Below are 17,779 nucleotides of genomic sequence, written 5' to 3' on the forward strand. Positions count from 1 at the left end.
TTCCCGCCAGCCGGGCATTTCCCGTACCCGGCGATTTATTGCGTAATTCGCGGTTATCAACAATACTTCCGCTTAACTTCATAATTACAGGTCTATTTCCGTAATCTGCGCGGAATCCGTGGACGGCTGCCTGACGAGAACGGGGAAAGGAAACGGCATGAAAGTACGCAAACTGGCGGTGGCGCTCGCCCTGGCGGGCGGGCTTGGATCAGGTCTGGCTCAGGCGCTCGGCATGGGCGAGGGCAGAATACTGACAAACCTGAATGAACCGCTGCGGGCCGAGATCGAGCTGAGTGAACCGGGCGATCTGTCCGCGGATCAGATCAAGGTGTCGCTGGCGCCGGAGTCTGCCTTTGAGAGGGCCGGGCTGCGCCGCATGGATGTGCTCCATGGACTGGAATTTGACGTGATCGAGTCCGATGGCGGGTTCCGGATCGACGTCACCTCCGAGGATCCCATCCGGGAACCGTTCCTAAACTTCCTGGTGGAGCTCACCTGGCCCAATGGGCGACTGCTGCGTGAGTATTCCTTCCTTGTCGACCCGCCTTCCCGGGATCCCGGCCAGGAAGCGATCGGGCCGAGCGCGGAAACCGGTGAAGGGGATACCCGCTCACGGGAGCAGGCTGCTCCGGAGTCGCAGCGTGAGAGCCGGCAGGGGGAAAGGGCTGCCGCATCCACAGACCGCGCTCCTGATGAGTATGGGCCCACGGGCGCCAATGACACCCTCTGGGGCATCGCCGGCGAGGTAAGCCCTTCCAGTGATCTGAGCCGTCACCAGGTGATGCTGGCGATTCAGGAAGCCAACCCCGATGCCTTCGGCAATAACAACATCAACCAGCTGCGTCGGGGGCGTGTTCTGCGTATCCCGTCCGAGGAGGCCATGCGGTCGCGCTCCAGGCAGGAGGCGATCCAGCAGGTGATGGCCCAGAATGAACGACACCAGCAGGCCGGCCAGCGCCAGGCGGAGACTGCAGCCGCGCCCGAAGCCCAGCAGGCTGAAGGGGCGGATGGATCCCGGCAGCAGGCCGGGGCAGCAGGCCAGCAGGCGTCATCCGGAGACAACGGGGATGAGTTGCGCATCCTGGTGGCGGACGGTGAGAACAGTGAGGGTGACGGCACCATGGCCGGTATGGGCGATGGCGAGGGTGATGAACGCCTTGCCGCGGCCCTGGAGGAACTGGACCGGGCGGAAAGGGATCGCGAGGAGCTTTCCAGCCGTCTTAAGGACCTTGAGGAACAGCTGAATACCATGAGCCAGTTGATCGAACTCAAGGACGATCAGCTGGCGGAAATGGAGCAGCGGCTTGCCGAGGCACGGGAAAGTGATCAGGCATCCGGTGATACGGAATCTGAAGACACCGGTGGTGGTGAAACCGCGGAGGGTGAAACAGCCCAGCCTGAAGGTGGTGGCGCCTCGGATGAGTCCGAATCCCAACCGGAGGCGTCCTCTGAAGCGTCTACCGCTGAACCGGATGCCGCCGGGGCAGAGTCCGGGGAGGACGGAACCGGGGACGATGATGGTGACCCGGCCGCAGCTGCGGGTTCCGGCGGAGATCCGGACGATGGCGATGCCAGTGCACAGACCGATCCGGAGCAGACCCAGGGGCAGGGTGCTCCCACGAGTGCCGGTGATGTTGTTCAGCGTGTGATCAACGACCCCCGGTACCAGATTGGCGCGGGTGTACTGGGTATCGCGTTGCTGGCATTGCTTTGGGGCTTGGCACGTCGCAATGCCGCCCGGGAACAGGCCTTTTACGACCAGCTGAAGGATGTTTCCGAAAACGCGGAGGAGCCGCTCGAGAGCGAGGAAACACTCGATCTGGACGCAGCCAGCGATGAAGTCACCGCGGAGGCGGCCGATGAAGAGGCGGCGCCACGCAGCGAGGGCAGTGAGGATGCGCTGGCCGAAGCGGATGTTTACCTGGCCTATGGCCGCCATGGTCAGGCTGCCCGGCATCTGGAGGAAGCCATTTCCACTGAGCCCAGCCGCGTGGATCTGCGGCTGAAGCTGCTTGGGGTCTATGCGGATGCCGGTGAGTCAGAGAATTTCGAGAAGCAGTATCGTGAGCTCAGTGCCTTCAATGACGATGAAGCCATCGAGCAGGCGGATGCCCTGCGGAGCCGTCTCGATGCCGCTGACGAAGACCTCAGTATCGAAGACCTGGCCGAACAGCTGAAAACGGGCACCGGGTCCGAGTCGGACACCGCCGGCCAATCCCCGGCGGCTGATGACTCGATTGAGGATGAGGGTTTTGATTTCAGCGCTCTTGAGGACGTAGACGATCTGCTGGATGATTCCAGCGGCTCGCAAAGCTCTGATGCCGGCCAGGTTGAGAGCAGAGAGGACCAGAATTTCCAGTCGGAGGAGTTCAGTCTCGATTTCGATCTTGGCGAGGAGGAGACGCCGGCTGAATCTGAAACCACTGGCGCTGGCGAAGAGTCCGTGGAAACCGGGGATACATCGGACTCGGAAGAGGACGTGGCCGATCTCGGGTTCTCCATGGACGATCTTGAGCTGGAGGAACCGGAGGAGGAGTCCGTACCTGAGCTGGATGCGGAAGCAAAGGCAGCTGAAGAGCCAGTGACTGAAACCGGTGATACCACCGAACAGGCGGACGATTCGGAGACGGATCTGGGCCTGGATGATCTGGAGCTTGAACTTGAAACTGAGGAAGAACCGGCGGAAACCACTTCTGACGCGTCTTCCGGAGCGGATTTCGACGATTCATTCCTCGAAGAGCTGGATGCGGAGCTTGATCGGGTTACCGATGGTGAAGCGGAGGCTGAAAGCGCCGTAGAAACAGCTTCGCAGCCTGGCGAGACGGCTACGCAGGAGAGTGCTGATGAGCTGGACGACCTGAGCCTGGATGTTCCGGATGAGGATCTGGAGCTTGCTGAAGAGGTCGCTCAGGAGGGTGTTGGCGAGGAGCCCGAGGCACCCGGTGATACCAGTGGCTCTTCTGACGGCGAGGAGGAAGCCCCCGCCGATCAGCTGGAAGAGAGTCTGATGGACTCCGAGATGGAGGATCTCGGAGCTGAGAGTGCGCTTTCCGACGAGGAGCTGGCCGCTCTTGAGGGTGAGGAACCCCAGAGGCAGCAGGAAGAGGCGGGGGATATGGAACCAGACGGAGCCTCTACTGGATCCGAAGACAGTGATGACGAGTTTGATTTCCTAGAGGGTACGGATGAAGCCGGCACCAAGCTGGACCTGGCCCGGGCCTACGTTGAGATGGGCGATGCGGACGGTGCACGGGACATTCTGGAAGAGGTGGCCCGTGAAGGCAGTGATGAGCAGCAGCAGGAAGCCCAGCGGCTTCTCAGCGAACTCTGATACGCTGTGCTGCAGGACCCCATTGAGCTGACGACAGCGGTCGCGGCTGGCCCCGGACGTATTGCCCTGGCGGTCGAATACGATGGCATTGGCTTCCACGGCTGGCAGGATCAGAAAAGCAGTCTCCGGACCATCGGGGGCACCCTGGCGACAGCTGTGTCGAAGGTGGCGAACGAGGCGGTTGAGCCGGTTTGTGCCGGGCGCACGGACTCCGGGGTTCACGCCTGCTACCAGCTGGTGCATTTCGATACAGGCGCTTCGCGCGCCATCCGTTCCTGGGTGCTGGGCATCAACAGTGCTCTGCCCGCCGACATCCGGGTGCACTGGGCCGGCAATGTGGCGCCGGATTTCAGTGCGCGCTTCACCGCCCATTCCCGCCGCTACCGCTATGTGATGCTGGATACTCCAACGCCCCCGGCACTGCTGCGCGGGCGCGTGACGTGGACCCACACGCCGCTGGACGCTGATACCATGCAGCAGGCGGCGCAGCACCTTCCCGGTGAGCGTGATTTCTCCACTTTCCGTGCCGCCGGCTGCCAGGCCAACAGCCCCTGGCGGTGCGTTGAGGCGGCGGCGGTTTACCGTGACGGCCCCTTCCTGGTGCTGGACATCACGGCCAACGCCTTCCTTCATCACATGGTGCGCAATATTGCGGGAACCCTCATGGCCGTGGGTCACGGTGAACACCACCCGGACTGGGTGGCTGATCTTCTGCGTCAGCGGGATCGCCGCTTTGCAGGTATCACTGCCCCGGCGCGGGGGCTTTACCTGGTGGACGTCGGATATCCGGAGCAGTGTGGCATACCACGGCCGAGGCTGGGCCCCTGGTGGCTTTCCGGAAATGTCTGAGACTTGGTCTGTGGGGCCGCGAGCGCTATCCTGTGCGTTTTGGCGCTGGAGGTTGGCTTGCCACGTACCCGAATCAAGATCTGCGGCATCACCCGTGAAGAGGACGCCGTAGCCGCTGCGCGGGCCGGCGTGGATGCCATCGGGCTGGTTTTCCATCCTGAGAGTCCGCGCTATATCGGTTTTGAGCAGGCCCAGCGGATCCGTGCGGCTCTACCTCCGTTCGTGACCACGGTAGGGCTCTTTGTGAATGCCTCTGGCTCCCTGGTCCGTGAGGCCCTGTCACGGGTGCCGCTGGATCTGCTGCAGTTCCACGGGGACGAGTCGGCGGAATTCTGCGCGGGTTTCGGGCACCCCTGGATACGCGCCGTGAGGGTTCGGGATTCCCGGGTGGTTGCGGCAGCCGAGAGTACCTATGATAGAGCATTCGGCCTGCTAGCCGATGCCTACAGCCAGGACCGTTACGGCGGCACGGGCGAGACCTTCAACTGGGACTGGGTGCCTGACTCACGCTCCCTGCCACTGATTCTTGCCGGTGGGCTTACCGCTGAGAACGTGGGCGAGGCCGTGAGGCGTGTCCGGCCCTGGGCTGTGGATGTGAGCGGCGGGGTCGAGTCCGAGCCGGGCATCAAGAGCCCGCAGCGCATCAATGAATTCGTCCGGGAGGTTACCCTGACCCATGAAACTGACTGAAGAACAGATTAAGGCAAGTCCGGACGCGCGGGGCCATTTCGGCGCCTACGGGGGGCGCTTTGTCTCCGAGACCCTGATTGACTCACTGGAACACCTGGAGAGCGAATACCGCCGGCTGCGTGAGGACCCGGATTTCCTCGCGCGGTTCAACAGCGATCTGGCGGATTATGTGGGAAGACCCACCCCCCTGTACCACGCGGACCGTCTGAGCAGCGAACTCGGTGGCGCCTCCATATGGCTGAAGCGGGAAGATCTCTGCCACACCGGCGCCCACAAGGTGAACAACACCATCGGGCAGGCACTGCTGGCGAAGTTCCTGGGCAAGCCGCGCGTGATCGCGGAAACGGGCGCGGGCCAGCACGGCGTTGCCACCGCAACGGTGGCTGCACGGCTTGGCCTCAAGTGCAAGATCTACATGGGGGCCGAAGACGTACGCCGGCAGGCCGTTAACGTCTACCGGATGAAGCTTCTGGGTGCCGAAGTCGAAGCCGTTGAAGGCGGCACAAGAACACTCAAGGACGCCATGAACGAGGCGCTCCGGGACTGGGTTACCAATGTTGACGACACCTTCTACATCATTGGCACGGTAGCCGGCCCGCATCCCTATCCGATGCTAGTGCGTGATTTCCAGTCAGTGATTGGCCGTGAAACGCGGCAACAGTGCCTGGAAAAGAACGGCGCACTGCCGGACGCGCTGGTAGCCTGTGTTGGTGGCGGCTCCAACGCGATCGGGCTCTTCCATCCTTTCCTGGGTGATGAGTCCGTAACCATGTACGGCGTTGAGGCCGGCGGGTACGGCATCGAATCCGGTCAGCACGCGGCGCCGCTGAGTGCTGGCAGGCCCGGGGTGCTGCATGGCAATCGGACCTACCTTATGGAAGACGAGTTCGGCCAGATTTCCGGTACCCATTCGGTATCCGCCGGCCTGGACTATCCCGGCGTGGGGCCTGAGCACTCCTGGCTCAAGGATATCGGGCGTGTGAACTATGTATCAGTGACGGACGATGAAGCGATGGACGGTTTCCGGCGGCTGACAGCGGTAGAGGGCATCATGCCCGCGCTCGAAACCGCCCATGCCATCGCCTGGGCCATCAAGCTGGCACCCACAATGCGCCCGGACCAGTCCATCGTCATCAACCTGTCTGGCCGTGGCGACAAGGACATCGACACCGTCGCCCGTATGGACAACATCCACGTGGAGGGGCGCTGATCCATGAGCCGAATTGAACAGCGACTCGGGGCTCTGGGCGAAAAGGGCCGCAAGGCCCTGATTCCCTATATTACCGCCGGTGACCCGAATACCGGGGAGACCCTGCGCATCATGCACAGCCTGGTGGAATCCGGTGCGGATCTTATCGAACTCGGTGTGCCGTTCACCGATCCCATGGCGGATGGTCCGGTCATCCAGCGGGCCTGTGAGCGGGCCCTGGCCAGTGGCTGTACCAGCCGCGATGTGCTGGAGATCGTGCGCCGGTTCCGGGAGACGGATACGGAGACCCCGGTGGTGCTGATGGGCTATCTTAACCCTGTGGAAGCCATGGGTTATGAAACCTTTACTGAAAATGCTGCCCGGGCCGGCGTGGACGGTGTCCTGATGGTGGACCTGCCGCCCGAGGAGGCCGGCGAGGTTGTGCCGTGGTTCCGTGCCCAGGGCCTGGACCTGATCTTCCTGATTTCGCCCACCACCTCGGATGAACGCATCCGGCGTATGGGGGAATACAGCAGCGGTTATGTCTATTACGTCTCTCTCAAGGGCGTGACTGGATCCGCCAGTATCGATGCCGGTGCCGTGGAGGAGCGGGTCGCCCATATCCGGGAACTCACGGAACTGCCGGTCGGCGTCGGTTTCGGAATCCGTGATGCGGAAACAGCGGGCGCCATAGGAAAGGTTTCGGATGCTATTATCGTGGGCAGTGTTATTGTTGACTGCATTGGCCGGCATCCCGAGGGGGGCGATTCACTGCACCAGGCGTTGAAATCCCTGGTGAAACCCCTCCGGGACAGCCTTGATACACCCTGAGCCGGAGGACAGTTCATGAGCAGCTGGCTCGACAAGATCATGCCCGGAATGATCCGTTCGGACGCGCAACAGCGTTCCACGGTTCCCGAAGGGCTCTGGAAGAAGTGCCCCAAATGCAACGGGTTTCTGTACCGCCCGGAGTTGGATCGCAATCTCAACGTGTGCCCGAAGTGCGAGCACCACATCCGGATCAACGCCCGTCGCCGTCTGGAAATCTTTTTTGACAATGCGGACAGCCGGGAGATTGCCGCAGACTTGGAACCGGTAGATCGCCTCAAGTTCAAGGACACCAAGCGCTACAAGGACCGCCTGAGCCAGGCCCAGAAGAGTACCGGTGAAAAGGATGCCCTGGTCGCCATGGCCGGAACCGTACAGGACGTGCCGGTGGTGGCCGTCGCCTTTGAATTCCAGTTCCTGGGCGGCTCCATGGGGCAGGTTGTGGGCGAGAAGTTCGTCCGTGCGGTGAACTTCTGTATTGAGGAGAACGTGCCCCTGGTGTGCTTCGCGGCCAGTGGTGGCGCGCGCATGCAGGAGGCGATCCTGTCGCTGATGCAGATGGCCAAGACTGCGGCCGCGCTTCAGCGCATGCGCGAGAAGGGGATCCCCTTCATCTCCGTGCTGACTGATCCGGTTTTCGGCGGTGTCTCCGCCAGTCTCGGTATGCTTGGCGATCTCAATATCGCCGAGCCCTACGCGCTGGTGGGCTTTGCTGGCCCGCGGGTGATCGAGCAGACAGTCCGGGAGAAACTGCCTGAAGGCTTCCAGCGCAGTGAGTTCCTGATTGAACACGGTGCGATTGACATGATCGTCTCCCGCCACGAGATGCGTGATCGTATTGCCCATGTGCTGGCGAAGCTGCAGCGCCGCGAGCAGCCGCCGGAGGATGAGCACGAGCCGCTGGCCGAGCAGCTGCCCGAGGAGGAGGGCAGCGGTGACGCTAATGCCTCAGAGTGAGGCCAGTCTGGATGACTGGCTGGCGTACCTCGAGTCGCTGCATGCCAGCGAGATGGAGCTTGGCCTTGACCGGGTAATGGTCGTCTACCGGCGCCTTATGCCGGAAGGCCTGCCAGGCCGGGTGGTGATCATCGGTGGCACCAATGGCAAGGGCAGCACCCTCGCTGCCCTGGAATCCCTTTTGCTCTCCGGTGGGCACAGCACCGGCGCCTACACCTCGCCCCATATACGCCGCTTCAACGAGCGCATCCGTATCGATGGTGTAGAGGCCACGGACGCGGCCATCTGCAGGGCCATGGCGGCCGTTGAGCAGGCACGCCGCAATGTGCCGCTAACCTATTTCGAGTTCACAACCCTGGCGGCATTCTGGCTTTTCCGGGAAGCGGGAGTGGCGTATCCACTGCTGGAGGTTGGCCTGGGTGGTCGCCTGGACGCAGTGAACGTGGCCGAACCCGTACTCTCCATCATTACCGGCGTGGATTTGGATCATACCCAGTGGCTCGGCAATGACCGGGAACAGATCGGCTATGAAAAAGCCGGTATCCTGCGGGCGGCGCGGCCAGCGCTGTTCGGTGATCCGGACCCGCCTGCCTCGGTAACGGATCAGGCGGCCGCCCAGGCCATCCCGCTGCGCGTGCGCGGTCGGGATTTTGGTGGCGAGGACGGCCACGATGGCTTCTCGGCCCCCCAGCAGACGGCCCTGGCGGCCTTCGGCATGCTGGGGTTCGAAACGGGCCAAGATGCCCTTGCAACCCTCAAAGAAGCACCCTTGCCGCCCGGACGGTTCCAGAGGTTGGACGGTACGCCGCCAGTGATCCTGGACGTGGGCCACAATCCCCAGGCAGCGCGCTGGCTGGCCAAACGTCTCAGAGACATTCCGGAGAGACCGGTAGAGGCCGTCTATGGCGCCATGGGCGACAAGGACCTTGAGGGCGTTGCCGGAGCGCTTGCCGATGTGATCGACGGTTGGCATCTCGCCGCGCTGCCGGGGTCGCGCGGGCTCACGGCACAGCAGGTCAATGACAGGATTTCCGGGACCATACCGGACGACCGGATCCGGACCACCCGGTCAGTCAGCGAAGCGCTGGCTTCAGCCCGCGAGGCGGCCGGTACGGATGGATGCATTGTGGTCTTCGGATCTTTCCTGACGGTGTCGGAGGCATTGGCCTTACTGGGGTCGTAACTGGCCCCGGACTCATCAAAGCGGTTACACTCGCGCAGAACCAAAGACAACCGAGGCGCAGGGATTTGGACGGATTCAAACAGCGGATTATCGGGGCACTGATCATTGTCAGCCTGGCGGTGATCTTCCTGCCGATGCTTTTAGACGAACCGCATCAGGCTCGCCGGGAACAGACCCTGGAGGTTCCACCGGAGCCGGAAATGGAACCGGTTGAGGCTCAGCAGCCCCGGGAGCCGCAAGTGCCGGAATCCGAAGAGGCGCCTGAGATTCCTATGGCGGACGAAGGCGAGGTCGAGCGTGACGGGACGCGTGAGGAGAGCGCCACGGTAACCAGGAATGAGTCAGAACCCGAGTCCGAATCCGAACTTGCAACTGGGTCCACACCCGAAGTTGAACAGGAAGAAAGCGGCGCGCTCAGGGGCGCCTGGCTGGTGCGTCTGGGCAGCTTCAGCAACCGCGACAATGCCCTGAAACTGCGCGACAGCGTGCGCGATCAGGGGATGGATGCCCACAGTGAAACGGTGGATAACGACAGCGGTACCTTCACACGCGTATTCGCGGGGCCCTTTGTGGATGAACAGAAAGCAGAGACCGCGATGGAGGAGCTCGAGAGCGAGTTCAACCTCGAGGCGATGGTGGTTGAAGGAGAAGAATAACGCCGGTTTGGCGGCTTCCCGATTCCTGCTAGAATAGCCGCTTCCTGAAAGCACTGGGGCCTCCGGATGGACGCGCTGATCTGGATTGACTGGGTCATTATCGCCATTGTCGCCATCTCAACCCTGATCAGCCTGAAAAGAGGCTTCGTCAGGGAAGCCATGTCGCTTGTGATCTGGGTGGGCGCTTTCGTGATTGCCCGCACCTTTCACCCCAACATGCAGATGCTGCTGGCGGATACCGTCGGCAATCCCACGGTTCGTCTCATCGCAGCTTTCGGCATACTGTTCGTGGGCACACTGGTCGTGGGTGCCGTGGTGAACAATGCGCTCGGCCGGCTGGTGGAAGCCACCGGCCTCAGTGCCACCGACAGGACCCTGGGCATGTTCTTCGGCCTGGCACGTGGTCTGGTGGTGGTGCTGGTTGCGCTGGCGCTGCTGCGAATGACGCCGGTCACCGGAGACACCTGGTGGCGCGAGTCGGTCACCGTCCAGGAGCTCGGGCAGGTCGAGGCCTGGACGCGGGATGTGCTTGGTGACGAGATCGATGCGTTTCTGCCGGATGCGGAAGCCACCAGTGACGCCTCCGGAGAGGCCATGCAGGAAGGCGCAAAGCGCCTTATCGAGATGCAGGAAGACCGATCCCAATCCCCAGCAACCGCGGAGTAACCCAATCCGATGTGTGGAATCGTTGGCATCGTTGGTACGACCAACGTCAACCAGTCGCTCTATGATGCACTGACTGTACTTCAGCACCGGGGCCAGGATGCCGCAGGCATCGTGACCTTCGAGAATGAGCGCTTTTTCCTGCGCAAAGACAACGGCCTGGTCAAGGATGTCTTCCGTACGCGCCACATGCGCCGTCTGGTGGGCAATGTGGGCATCGGCCATGTGCGCTATCCCACCGCCGGCACCTCCAGCTCCGCCGAGGCGCAGCCGTTCTACGTCAACAGCCCCTATGGGATAACACTGGCGCATAACGGCAACCTGACGAACACCGAAGAGCTGGCGAACGACGTATTCCGCTCGGACCTGCGGCACATCAATACCAACTCGGATTCCGAGGTACTGCTCAACGTCTTTGCCCACGAGCTCCAGAAAAAGGGCAAGCTGAACCCGACCAGTGAGGATGTGTTCGATGCGGTACGCACCGTTCACCGGCGCGCCCGTGGCGCCTATGCCGCCATCGCCATGATCACCGGCTATGGGATTGTGGGCTTCCGTGATCCCAATGGTATCCGGCCTGCCTGTTTCGGTATGCGCGAGACGCCTGAGGGCAGGGAATACATGATCGCGTCCGAAAGCGTGGCGCTGGCGTCCCAGGGATTTGAGCTGATTCGGGACATCGCTCCGGGCGAAGCGGTCTACATCGAGACGGATGGCAGTCTCTATACCCAGCAGTGCGCCGAATCACCGAAGCTCAATCCCTGCATTTTCGAGCATGTGTATTTCGCGCGCCCTGACTCCATCATCGACAACATCTCCGTCTACAAGTCGCGGCTGCGCATGGGCGAGGCCCTAGCGGGTAAGATCAAGCGCGAGATGCCCGACCACGATATCGATGTGGTTATCCCCATACCGGACACCAGCCGCACCTCAGCCCTGCCGCTGGCCTATGATCTCGGGGTCAAGTTCCGTGAGGGACTGATCAAGAATCATTACATTGGGCGGACCTTCATCATGCCCGGCCAGACCATGCGCAAGCGCTCCGTACGCCAGAAGCTCAACCCGATCGAGTTGGAATTTCGGGGCAAGAACGTGCTGCTGGTGGACGATTCCATCGTGCGCGGCACCACCTGCCAGGAAATCGTGCAGATGGTCCGTGATTCGGGCGCGAGGAAGGTCTACTTCGCCTCGGCCGCGCCGCCGGTACGCTATCCCAATGTGTACGGCATCGACATGCCGGCAGCCAACGAGCTGATCGCCCACGGGCGTACCGAGAAGGAAGTGCAGGAGCTGATCGGCGCGGACTGGCTGATCTATCAGGACCTGGATGACCTGATCGCCTGTGCCCGGGAGGGGAACGAAGCGATCAGAGAGTTCGACTGCTCGGTGTTCAACGGCTATTACCCCACCGGGGATGTAACCGAGGAATACTTGGCGCGTCTGGAAGAGGAACGCTCGGAAGCGAAGAGGAACGAGCGGAACAAAGAACTGACGGCGGACAGCGACGTCATCGATATGCATAACGACGAGTAAACGCATGAGTGATTCCAGCAAACAGGTGCCGCACGCGGATCTGGCCGGCACCCGGGTCGAAACCCGGGCCGTGCGGGCGGGCCAGCGGCGGACCCCGGAGCTTGAGCACAGCGAGGCGCTCTATCCCACCTCCAGCTTTGTGTATAACAGCGCGGCCCAGGCGGCGGCGCGTTTTGCCGGGGATGAACCGGGCAATATCTACTCCCGTTTCACCAATCCCACGGTTGCCACCTTTGAGGACCGCATTGCCGCGATGGAAGGCGGCGAACGCGGGGTGGCCACCGCCTCGGGTATGGCCGCCATCCTTGCCACCTTCATGGGCCTGCTCCAGCACGGTGATCACATTGTCTGCTCCCGTGGGGTCTTCGGCACCACCACGGTTCTGCTGCAGAAATACATGGCCCGTTTCGGTATCGAAACCACCTTCGTGGACCTGACCAGCCAGGCGGAGTGGGAAGCGGCGATCCGGCCCGAGACCCGAATGCTCTTTCTTGAGACCCCTTCCAATCCGCTGGGCGAGATTGCCGACATGGAAGCCCTGGCGACCCTGGCGCACAGTAATGAGGCGCTGCTGGTGGTGGACAACTGCCTGTGTACCCCCGTTCTGCAGCAGCCGTTCCGCCATGGGGCGGACATCGTCATCCATTCCGCCACCAAGTACCTGGACGGCCAGGGCCGCTGCGTGGGCGGTGCCGTGGTCGGCAGCCAGCAGCTGATGGAAGAGGTTCATGGTGTCATCCGTACGGCCGGGCCGACGATGAGCCCGTTCAACGCCTGGGTCTTCCTCAAGGGCCTGGAAACCCTGTCGCTGCGCATGAAGGCCCATTCCGAGAATGCCCTCAGGGTGGCGCAGTGGCTGCGTGAACAACCGGCCATCGAGACGGTTCTCTACGCCGGCCTGCCGGATCACCCGCAGAACGAACTGGCACGGCACCAGCAGAGTGGTGGCAGCGGCGTGGTGTCCTTCCGGGTCAGCGGCGGTCGCGAGCAGGCGTGGAACCTGATTGACCGCCTCAACCTGTTCTCGATCACCGCCAACCTGGGCGATGCCAAGAGCACGGTGACCCATCCGGCGACCACCACGCACGGACGGCTGTCCGATGAGGACAAGGAACGGGGTGGTATCACGGAAAACCTGGTGCGGCTGTCTGTTGGTCTGGAATCAGTCGAGGACCTTATCGAGGATCTTGAGCGGGCACTTTCCGGCGGTTGAACGAATGATTGCCGCTTGGACATGTTCTGGCGAATCAGGCCATTACATGTTTAACTTGGGGCAAAGGATCAAGTGGACGCTATGGCACAGGGTAAATCCGGACAGGCGCGGCAGGAGACAGGTCACCGGGGCCAGACGCGCTTCCGTGAGCTGCTGGCCCAGGGAGGGCGTGAAGGCGCGCTGATTGCCCTGATTGTGCTGTGCGTCTATTTGGTGATGGCGCTGGTCTCCCACAATCCGTCCGATCCTGGCTGGGCCAGCATCGGCCATGAGCTGGACGCCACCAACTACGCCGGTCGCAGTGGTGCCTGGCTCTCAAGCCTCCTGGTAACCTTCTTCGGGGAACTGGCCTGGCTGTTCCCGGTGCTGGCCGGCTGGTGCGCCATTGTCCTGTACCGCAACCGCGGCACCTATCCAGATTTCCACTGGCCCCTGTTCTTCCTGCGTACCGGTGGTTTCGTGCTGTTCCTTTCCGCCAGCTGTGGCCTGTTCGGGCTTTACTCTTTCTTCGGGCTGGGGCCGGATTCCGGAGGGGTGCTTGGCAGCGAGATGGCCATGACCCTGGTCTCCATGCTCAACCGGCCCGCAACCACGCTGATTTTGGGGGCAATAGCGCTGTTTGGGCTGACGCTGGTAACAGGCCTGTCCTGGATCGCCACGATTGATCGTATCGGGCATGGCGCCGTTATGCTCGGGCGCGGGGTGGCGTGGAGTGGCCGTGCCGTTACCGGCGCCCTGGGCCGGATGCGCCGGAAAGCGGGCGAAGTGCGCCAGGCCCGCCTGGATGCACCGAAGAAAACAGAACCGCCCATTGTGAATCGGCGTGTGGATGAACCCTCGCCGGGGCTTCTCGAACGGCTGGCGCAGCGCTTCAGGCGTGGCCGTTCCGGATCTGGTAAGCCGGAGCAGAAACGGCGTGAACCCGTTATGGGCGACGAAGCGGAACCGGAGCAGCCCTCACTGCCGCTGGTGGTGGATACCGTCGAGGATACATCCGCGGTATCCGATGGAGGTGGAGAAGCCGACCAGCAGGCGGTGACGATTACACGCTTCCAGGGTCAGGGTGCGGGTAGGGCGCAGCCAGAGTCCGAGCAGAAGAAAGAGAAAGGAAAACGGGGCCGTCGGGGTAACGGCAAGGCGGCTGATAAAGGACAGAGCCCTGTGCCACCGGTCAGCCTTCTGGACGAACCGGGGCCCCACAAGAAACAGGGCTATTCAGCGGATTCGCTGCAGTACATGTCGCGCCTGCTGGAGGAAAAGCTGGCGGACTTCGGCGTGGCCGTGGAGGTGGTCGAGGTCAATCCGGGGCCGGTGATCACCCGCTTCGAGATCAAGCCGGCCGCCGGCGTGAAGGTCAGCAGGATTTCCAACCTGGCGAAGGATCTGGCGCGGGCCCTGGCGGTCTACAGCGTCCGCGTGGTGGAGGTGATTCCGGGCAAGTCGGTGGTGGGCATTGAGATCCCGAACGAGGAACGGGAGATGGTGAAGCTCTCCGAGATTCTGTCCTCGTCCAGCTACTCAAAGTCAGGGTCTGCCCTGACGCTGGCGTTGGGTAATGACATCGGTGGCGAGCCGGTGGTGGCGGATCTCGGCAAGATGCCGCACCTGCTGGTGGCCGGTACCACGGGCTCGGGCAAGTCCGTGGGCGTGAATGCCATGATCCTGAGCATGCTCCTCAAGGCCACGCCCGAGGAAGTGCGCATGATCATGATCGACCCCAAGATGCTAGAGCTGTCGATTTACGAGGGGATTCCACATCTGCTGGCACCGGTGGTCACGGACATGAAGGAGGCCGCCAATGCGCTGCGCTGGTGCGTGGCGGAAATGGAACGCCGCTACCAGCTTATGTCCTCCCAGGGTGTGCGCAATCTTGCCGGTTACAACCGCAAGGTGCGGGATGCGCGTGAGCGTGGCGAGCCCATCAGGGACCCACTGTGGAACCCGCAGAACGCGCTGGATCCCAGTGAGGACGCGCGCCCTGAACTCGAGCCACTGCCGTACATTGTGGTTGTTGTGGATGAGTTCGCCGACATGATGATGATCGTGGGCAAGAAGGTGGAAGAGCTCATCGCCCGCATTGCCCAAAAGGCGCGGGCGGCCGGCATCCATCTGATCCTGGCGACCCAGCGGCCCTCGGTGGATGTGATCACCGGCCTGATCAAGGCGAACATCCCTACGCGGGCGTCGTTCTCCGTGCAGTCCAAGGTGGACTCGCGCACAGTGCTGGACCAGGGCGGTGCCGAGCAGCTCCTGGGTAACGGCGACATGCTGTACCTGCCCCCTGGGTCCAGCAATCCCGAGCGGGTGCATGGTGCCTTTGTGGACGACGACGAGGTGCACCGGGTGGTCGAGGCCTGGAAACAGCGCGGCGAGCCGGATTATGTGGAGGACGTGCTCAGTGGCGGAGACAGTGACAGTGTCCCGGGAATCTCTGCCATGGGGGGCGAGGACAGCGAACAGGACGCGCTCTTTGACGAGGCTGTAGCGTTCGTCACCGAGAGTGGCCGGGTATCGATCTCCTCTGTGCAACGCAAATTCAAGATTGGATACAACCGGGCGGCCAACCTGGTGGAAGCCATGGAGTCGGCGGGTGTTGTCAGTGCCGCCGGCCAGAATGGTTCCCGCGAGGTACTCGCCGCCCCGCCACCGAGAGACTAGATGATGACAAGATGGATCCCGATCACACTGATTATGCTTTGTCTGTCAGCCCTGCCGGCCTTCGGCCAATCGGCTGATACAGAGGATGCCGCCGAACTGCTCAGCAAGCGGCTTGCGGATTACAGCAGCTATCAGGCGGATTTTGAACAGACGGTGCAGAGCCCTGATGGTGAACGGCTGCAGAAGACCACGGGTGAACTGAGTGCCCGGCGTGGCGGTGACTTTTTCTGGCATACCGATCCGCCGATGGAACAGAAGATTGTGACCTCCGGGGAAAAGGTTCGTGTCTATGACCCGGACCTGCGCCAGGTGACCATCTATCCGCTTGAAGAACGCATCGCCTCAACCCCGGCGCTGCTGCTCTCCGGTGAGGTGGGCAACCTGTCGGAAACTTTCCGGATCCGTCGGGAGACAACCAGTGAGGGCGAGCGGTTCATTCTGGAGCCACGGGATAAGGACACACTCTTCCTGGAACTCAGCATGCGCTTTGATAAGGAAGGCGTACTCCAGGGCATGCGGCTGCACGACTCGCTTGACCAGCGCAGCGACCTGCAGTTCCGTGATGTGGTTCTCAATGAATCCATTCCCGATGAGCGCTTCGAGCTGGACGCGCCGGATGATGTGGATGTGATCCGCAACGAGGGCAACGGAGCCCGCTGATGCAGGAGGGCCTGTTCAGCCCAGAGGGCGGGCGCCACCAGCCTCTCGCGGCGCGCATGCGCCCGCGTGGGCTGACGGATTATGTCGGCCAGCCGCACCTGGTCGGCGAGGGCAAGCCCCTGCGCCGGGCCGTGGAGGAGAACCAGCTCCACTCCATGATCCTCTGGGGCCCGCCGGGTGTGGGCAAGACGACCTTCGCGCGCCTGTTGGCGGAGCAGACCTCGGCGTATTTTGAGACGCTCTCAGCGGTCGCCGCTGGGGTTAAGGACATCCGCAGTGCGGTGGACGCGGCGCGGGAACGCCTGGAGATGAACGGCCAGGAAACACTGCTGTTCGTGGACGAGGTCCACCGCTTCAACAAGTCCCAGCAGGACGCCTTCCTTCCGCATATCGAGGAAGGCACCGTCATCTTCGTGGGCGCCACCACCGAGAACCCGTCGTTTGAGCTCAACAGCGCACTGCTGTCGCGCACCCGTGTGTACGTGCTGCGGGATCTTGAGGAAGCGGATCTGGTGGCGCTGCTGCGGCGCGCGCTGGAGGCGGAGGACGGTCTCAACGGCGCGGTCTCGGTGTCCGATGAGGTGCTGGGAATGATGGCCCGGGCGGCGGATGGTGATGCCCGGCGGGCACTCAACAGCCTTGAGGTGGGCGCGGATCTTGCTCGTGACGAGGGTGGTGAGAAACCCGTTATTGACGAGACAGTGCTGGGAGAAGTGCTGCAGACCTCGCTGCGGCGCTTCGACAAGGGCGGCGATGTTTTCTACGATCAGATCTCCGCGCTGCACAAGTCAGTGAGGGGGTCGGATCCGGATGCCGCCCTTTACTGGATGTGTCGGATGCTGGATGGCGGCTGCGACCCGTTGTATATTGCGCGCCGGCTGGTGCGCATTGCCAGTGAGGACATCGGTAACGCCGACCCCAGGGCTCTGAGCCTGAGTATGGAGGGGTGGCAGGTGCAGGAGCGGCTGGGCAGTCCGGAAGGCGAGCTGACCCTGGCGCAGGTGGTGACCTACCTGGCGCTGGCGCCCAAGAGCATCGGTGTATACCGGGCGTTCAACGAGTGCATGGCCTTGGTGCGCAAGGATCAGGACCGGTCAGTGCCGGTGCATCTGCGCAACGCGCCCACCAAGCTGATGAAGGAACAGGGCTACGGTGCGGAGTACCGCTATGCCCATGACGAACCCGAGGCGTTTGCGGCGGGGGAGAGCTACATGCCGGAAGCGCTTCACGGCACGCGCTTCTATGAACCGGAGCCGCGGGGCCTGGAACAGAAACTGGCGGAAAAGCGCGCCTATCTCGACCGCCTGAATGCGGAGAGTGAACGGCAACGCTATCCGGACGGGAACAACAACTGACGACTGGACAGAGA

At 62.5% G+C, this 17,779-nt stretch carries 14 protein-coding genes; all 14 read left to right on the forward strand.

Features of this window, described 5'->3' with window-relative positions; genetic code table 11:
- The first annotated feature begins 157 nt into the window (after positions 1–157).
- The 14 genes from H4I92_RS14610 to H4I92_RS14675 all read left to right on the forward strand — a co-directional run bounded on the left by H4I92_RS14610 (position 158) and on the right by H4I92_RS14675 (position 17,765).
- Positions 158–3,331 (forward strand): FimV/HubP family polar landmark protein, encoded by a 3,174-nt coding sequence (locus H4I92_RS14610; RefSeq protein ID WP_077531273.1) that lies wholly within the window; start codon positions 158–160, stop codon positions 3,329–3,331.
- A gap of 6 nt (positions 3,332–3,337) precedes the next feature.
- Positions 3,338–4,180 carry a tRNA pseudouridine(38-40) synthase TruA gene (truA, locus tag H4I92_RS14615; RefSeq protein WP_077531274.1) on the forward strand — a complete coding sequence of 281 codons (843 nt, stop codon included), beginning with the start codon at positions 3,338–3,340 and terminating at the stop codon, positions 4,178–4,180.
- Between the two features lie 57 nt (positions 4,181–4,237).
- Entirely contained in the window at positions 4,238–4,870 is a 633-nt protein-coding gene (locus tag H4I92_RS14620; protein ID WP_077531275.1) for a phosphoribosylanthranilate isomerase, read from the forward strand.
- Positions 4,857–6,080 carry a tryptophan synthase subunit beta gene (trpB, locus tag H4I92_RS14625; protein ID WP_077531276.1) on the forward strand — a complete coding sequence of 408 codons (1,224 nt, stop codon included), beginning with the start codon at positions 4,857–4,859 and terminating at the stop codon, positions 6,078–6,080. Before H4I92_RS14620 ends, trpB begins: the two co-directional genes overlap by 14 nt.
- 3 nt (positions 6,081–6,083) lie before the next feature.
- Positions 6,084–6,890: a tryptophan synthase subunit alpha gene (gene trpA, locus H4I92_RS14630; RefSeq protein ID WP_077531277.1), complete on the forward strand. Its 807-nt coding sequence runs from the start codon at positions 6,084–6,086 to the stop codon at positions 6,888–6,890.
- 15 nt (positions 6,891–6,905) lie between these two features.
- Positions 6,906–7,844, forward strand: coding sequence for an acetyl-CoA carboxylase, carboxyltransferase subunit beta (gene accD / locus H4I92_RS14635; protein WP_077531278.1), 939 nt, complete (start codon positions 6,906–6,908; stop codon positions 7,842–7,844).
- Positions 7,831–9,027 (forward strand): bifunctional folylpolyglutamate synthase/dihydrofolate synthase, encoded by a 1,197-nt coding sequence (locus H4I92_RS14640; RefSeq protein ID WP_077531279.1) that lies wholly within the window; start codon positions 7,831–7,833, stop codon positions 9,025–9,027. Before accD ends, H4I92_RS14640 begins: the two co-directional genes overlap by 14 nt.
- A 65-nt stretch (positions 9,028–9,092) precedes the next feature.
- Positions 9,093–9,683 carry an SPOR domain-containing protein gene (locus H4I92_RS14645; RefSeq protein WP_179105725.1) on the forward strand — a complete coding sequence of 197 codons (591 nt, stop codon included), beginning with the start codon at positions 9,093–9,095 and terminating at the stop codon, positions 9,681–9,683.
- A 66-nt stretch (positions 9,684–9,749) separates the two neighbouring features.
- Positions 9,750–10,349, forward strand: coding sequence for a CvpA family protein (locus H4I92_RS14650; protein WP_077531280.1), 600 nt, complete (start codon positions 9,750–9,752; stop codon positions 10,347–10,349).
- A 9-nt stretch (positions 10,350–10,358) separates the two neighbouring features.
- The gene (gene purF, locus H4I92_RS14655) at positions 10,359–11,879 is read left to right on the forward strand and encodes an amidophosphoribosyltransferase (protein ID WP_077531281.1); all 1,521 of its coding nucleotides are present in this window, start codon (positions 10,359–10,361) and stop codon (positions 11,877–11,879) included.
- A gap of 4 nt (positions 11,880–11,883) precedes the next feature.
- Complete coding sequence (locus tag H4I92_RS14660; protein WP_077531282.1) at positions 11,884–13,092, forward strand: O-succinylhomoserine sulfhydrylase; 1,209 nt, start codon at positions 11,884–11,886, stop codon at positions 13,090–13,092.
- A gap of 81 nt (positions 13,093–13,173) precedes the next feature.
- Positions 13,174–15,750, forward strand: coding sequence for a DNA translocase FtsK (locus tag H4I92_RS14665; protein WP_077531283.1), 2,577 nt, complete (start codon positions 13,174–13,176; stop codon positions 15,748–15,750).
- Positions 15,751–16,410: an outer membrane lipoprotein periplasmic chaperone LolA gene (gene lolA / locus H4I92_RS14670; protein WP_077531284.1), complete on the forward strand. Its 660-nt coding sequence runs from the start codon at positions 15,751–15,753 to the stop codon at positions 16,408–16,410.
- The gene (locus tag H4I92_RS14675; RefSeq protein WP_077531285.1) at positions 16,410–17,765 is read left to right on the forward strand and encodes a replication-associated recombination protein A; all 1,356 of its coding nucleotides are present in this window, start codon (positions 16,410–16,412) and stop codon (positions 17,763–17,765) included. Before lolA ends, H4I92_RS14675 begins: the two co-directional genes overlap by 1 nt.
- The last annotated feature ends 14 nt before the right edge of the window (positions 17,766–17,779 follow it).

Origin of the sequence: Vreelandella halophila (assembly GCF_019903425.1) — a bacterium.
In the GTDB taxonomy this organism is placed as follows: Bacteria; Pseudomonadota; Gammaproteobacteria; order Pseudomonadales; family Oleiphilaceae; genus Halospina; species Halospina halophila.

Coding starts and splice junctions, on each gene's coding strand:
- trpB (WP_077531276.1), top strand. CDS start 4,857: ATGAAACTGACTGAAGAACAGATTAAGGCAAGTCCGGACGCGCGGGGC.
- purF (WP_077531281.1), top strand. CDS start 10,359: ATGTGTGGAATCGTTGGCATCGTTGGTACGACCAACGTCAACCAGTCG.
- H4I92_RS14660 (WP_077531282.1), top strand. CDS start 11,884: ATGAGTGATTCCAGCAAACAGGTGCCGCACGCGGATCTGGCCGGCACC.
- H4I92_RS14610 (WP_077531273.1), top strand. CDS start 158: ATGAAAGTACGCAAACTGGCGGTGGCGCTCGCCCTGGCGGGCGGGCTT.
- H4I92_RS14665 (WP_077531283.1), top strand. CDS start 13,174: ATGGCACAGGGTAAATCCGGACAGGCGCGGCAGGAGACAGGTCACCGG.
- H4I92_RS14650 (WP_077531280.1), top strand. CDS start 9,750: ATGGACGCGCTGATCTGGATTGACTGGGTCATTATCGCCATTGTCGCC.
- trpA (WP_077531277.1), top strand. CDS start 6,084: ATGAGCCGAATTGAACAGCGACTCGGGGCTCTGGGCGAAAAGGGCCGC.
- lolA (WP_077531284.1), top strand. CDS start 15,751: ATGATGACAAGATGGATCCCGATCACACTGATTATGCTTTGTCTGTCA.
- H4I92_RS14675 (WP_077531285.1), top strand. CDS start 16,410: ATGCAGGAGGGCCTGTTCAGCCCAGAGGGCGGGCGCCACCAGCCTCTC.
- accD (WP_077531278.1), top strand. CDS start 6,906: ATGAGCAGCTGGCTCGACAAGATCATGCCCGGAATGATCCGTTCGGAC.
- H4I92_RS14640 (WP_077531279.1), top strand. CDS start 7,831: ATGCCTCAGAGTGAGGCCAGTCTGGATGACTGGCTGGCGTACCTCGAG.